Raw genomic sequence first — 523 nt, 5'->3', positions numbered from 1 at the left:
GTGCTCCGGCTGCGCCGGATCGGCCTCGAGCTTCTGGCGCAAATGCGCCATGTAGATGCGCAGGTAATGATGGCTCTCGACATGCGAAGGCCCCCACACATCGCGCAGCAACTGGCGGTGGGTCAGCACGCGGCCGGCATGGCGCACCAGGGTGGCCAGCAGCCGGTATTCGAGCGGCGTGAGATGCACCGGCTCGCCGCCGCGCGTGACGATGCGCAGCGCCAGGTCGACCTTGACCGCGCCGAAGCTCACGCTCGGCGTGTCGTTGGCCCCGCCCAGGTTGCGCCGGCGCAGGTGGGCGCGGATCCGCGCCAGCAGTTCGGACACGCCGAATGGCTTGGTCAGGTAGTCGTCCGCGCCGGCGTCGAGCGCGGCCACCTTCTCGTCCTCGCGCGTGCGCGCCGACAGCACGATCACCGGCAGCTCGGACCAGCCGCGCAGCTCGCGGATCACGTCCAGCCCGTCGGTATCGGGCAGGCCGAGATCGACGATCACCAGGTCGGGCTTGCGGTTGGCGGTCTCG

1 protein-coding gene is annotated in these 523 nt (G+C 70.6%); it reads right to left on the bottom strand.

The features are described 5' to 3' along the window. On the bottom strand, window positions 1-523 hold a 523-nt coding region (locus FQ705_RS29310; protein WP_144147643.1), incomplete at both ends, for a response regulator.

This window comes from Paraburkholderia sp. BCC1884 (assembly GCF_900996225.1).
In the GTDB taxonomy this organism is placed as follows: domain Bacteria; phylum Pseudomonadota; class Gammaproteobacteria; order Burkholderiales; family Burkholderiaceae; genus Paraburkholderia.
The sequence above is the reverse complement of the archived record's forward strand: the minus strand, read 5'-3'. Positions and strand labels throughout refer to the sequence as shown.